The organism is Anaerorhabdus sp., assembly GCF_036641015.1.
In the GTDB taxonomy this organism is placed as follows: domain Bacteria; phylum Bacillota_I; class Bacilli_A; order Erysipelotrichales; family Erysipelotrichaceae; genus Anaerorhabdus.
In genome coordinates this window covers 1-2848 of the sequence record NZ_JAVWFO010000099.1, presented here as the reverse complement: position 1 = coordinate 2848, position 2848 = coordinate 1, and the positions used below count along the sequence as shown (strand labels likewise).

Annotated in this window: 2 protein-coding genes; both read left to right on the top strand. The window is 28.5% G+C overall.

Annotation, left to right across the window (positions count from 1 at the left end):
- Nucleotides 1-234: 234 nt before the first annotated feature.
- A complete protein-coding gene (locus RR430_RS09230) occupies nt 235-2334 on the top strand; it encodes a BglG family transcription antiterminator (protein ID WP_332509035.1) in 2100 nt (699 codons plus the stop codon).
- A gap of 110 nt (nt 2335-2444) precedes the next feature.
- Entirely contained in the window at nt 2445-2771 is a 327-nt protein-coding gene (locus RR430_RS09225; RefSeq protein WP_332509034.1) for a PTS sugar transporter subunit IIA, read from the top strand.
- Nucleotides 2772-2848: the final 77 nt, after the last annotated feature.

The following is a 2848-nucleotide window of genomic DNA, read 5'->3' as shown; positions in this document are numbered from 1 at the left end:
GAAGTATGGTTTATGTGCTAGTAACATTATTAAAGTAGTAAAAGAAAATATTTAAAACATTTAGTGTTATAATAACCCAATGAAAAATCATTGGGTCTTTTCACTATGGTGTAAAAAGTGTTCGTGATATATACAAAACTTAAACTTGAATAAAAATTTAAAAAAAGTACGATAAGATTGTAAAGGTATTTAAGTTAAATTTGCCGTATAATAATAGGGAATAGGGGACATATCATGGATAATAAGGTACATGCGTTAATCGGTCTACTTAGTAAAAGTTCATTTTTAACGCTAAAAGAGATTGAAACTCAAACATCATCTACTCGACGCCAAATTTATTACCGCTTAGATAAAATCAATCAAGAACTATTGGATAGAAAAATAGAAGTATCTAAGGGGTCAATAACAATAACTGAAGATATTAGAAATAAACTAATTGCACTCATGAAAGAAGAAAGTGAAAGTGAGTATTTTTTGTCATCCAAAGAGCGACAATTATATATGTATCTTTATATGTTTATCGGAGTTCCATATATTTCGCTTAATCATTTTATTGATAGTTTAAAAGTATCTAAATCAACTGTATTAAATGAACTTAAAGATTTAGAAAAAATATGTCAAGGTTATGATATTGAAATTCAATATGATCGATCAATTGGGTATTTCTTACGTGGTAATGAAATAGACATACGACGTTTTATGATGCTTGAAGTGATTAATACTTTATCTGTAGATAATAACGGTAAATTATTTGATTTATTTATTAATGATAATAATTTGGATATATTTCAATATTCTAAACTATTAATTCAAGAATTATCTGATTTACATAGAATTGAATTTGTTGAAGATAGAATAGCAGAATTTATTTATATTTTAATATTTCTTAAGGCAAGACTTGCGAATAATAATGACATTGATATTTCGACTGACTTTGTGTCAATAATGAAAGATGATGCAAATTTAGAGGTAATGAAAAATACAAAAGAATATGCGTTTGTAAGTGATTTAATAAAAAATTACAAACAAGCAAGTTATATTACTGATGAAGAAAAGATTTATTTAACTGCTTGGATATTGGGTTTATCAATAGGAAATCTTGAAGAAGATACAGATGACTGTCTAACAATAGCAAACATGGTAGATCGTTTAATGTATCGATTTGAAATATTAAGTGGTGTGCAATATAAGAATACAGAAGATATATTTAGAAAATTATATTGTCATTTGCGTCCTACATATTATCGTTTACTTTATCATCTTCCAATAGTTAATCCATTAAAAGATAAAGTAAAAGAGGAACATGATAAGTTATATAAATTAGTGTTAGAAACTGTTAAACCATTAGAAGCATTATTTTGTCATGAGATACCAGATGATGAGGTAGCATATTTAACTATGCATTTTGGTGCTATCTATGCTGATCGAGAAATTGTTAAAACTAATAGTCAAAAGACAGGATTAATTGTATGTAGCAATGGTTTAGGTAGTTCGGCTATTTTATATTCTGAATTGTCTAACCTATTTCCAGAAATTCACTTTCTTAAACCATTAGAAAGTTCAAATCTAATGTATATCGATAGTGATTTTGATATTATTTTCTCTACAACATATTTAGATGAAAGTATGCTACATGATAAGCCAGTAGTATATGTTAGACCAGTAATGAATATGCAAGAAAGATATCAAGTAGTGAGAGAAGTTTGTATGAAGCTTAAAACAACTTTTAGTAATATACCCGATATAGAGAAAGTTATTACATTAGTTAAAAAACATGGATTGGTAAATGATGAGCTAGGTTTAGCAAATGATTTAATTGCATATTTCTCAAATAATGAACAAAAGTATGGAGCGGATGAAGGATTGATGTTATCGCAAATGGCTGATCCTAAATTGATGAATATACAATTAGAAGCAAAAGATTGGGAAGATGCAATTCGTAAGAGTGGTCAATCATTAGTTGATTATGGATATGCGACAAATAATTATATAGAAGAAGTTGTTAACTCTACAAAGATTAATGGACCATTCTATGTAATAACTACTAACATTGCATTACCACATGTTAAAGCAATGTTTGGAGCATTAAAAATAGGACTAGCAATCTCTGTTTTAAAAGAACCAGTTGTATTTGGTAATAAAGATTTAGATCCAATAAAATATATATTCTTTTTAACAGCATTAGATAATGAAACACATTTAACGGCATTAAGTATCTTAGTAGAACTCTTTAATGAAAAAAAATTCTTTGAGTGTTTAGATAGTGCAAAAACAAGTTTAGAAGTTAGTGATTTTATAATTAAATATGAAGCGAATAAACTATCTAGAAATTAGGTAGTTTATTTTTTGTACGAATTGCTGACAAATGTTAAACTCAATAAAGATTGTTTAAAATGATTTGAAAATATAAACTGTAGTTGTAAAGGCAAGGGGTGAGTTAAACAATGCTTAAGAACATGATCAGCCAAGAGTTAATAACACTCAATGTTGAAGCGACTGATTGGCAAGATGCTATACGTAAAGCAGCTATACCATTAGTACAAGAAGGTAAGATAAAAGAATCTTATGTCGACGGGATTATTCGTGCAGTGCATGAAATCGGAGATAATGACCCAGTCAAATATATCTTCACACTATCTGCTGTAGATAATAACGCTCATTTGGAAGCGTTAAGTGATCTAGCAGGTTTACTAGAGCAACAAGAGTTTTATGACTTCTTAGACAATGCAAAGAGTCCAGAAGAAGTTATGAATTACATTAATGCTATTTAGCTGAAAGGAGCAAAATATGTACAAAGGATTAGTTGCATGCCGTGCAGGTATGGGTTCAAGTATGTTACTTAAGATCA

Excerpts from the sequence above, each read along its gene's own strand:
- RR430_RS09230 (WP_332509035.1), top strand. The coding sequence starts at position 235 with ATGGATAATAAGGTACATGCGTTAATCGGTCTACTTAGTAAAAGTTCA.
- RR430_RS09225 (WP_332509034.1), top strand. The coding sequence starts at position 2,445 with ATGCTTAAGAACATGATCAGCCAAGAGTTAATAACACTCAATGTTGAA.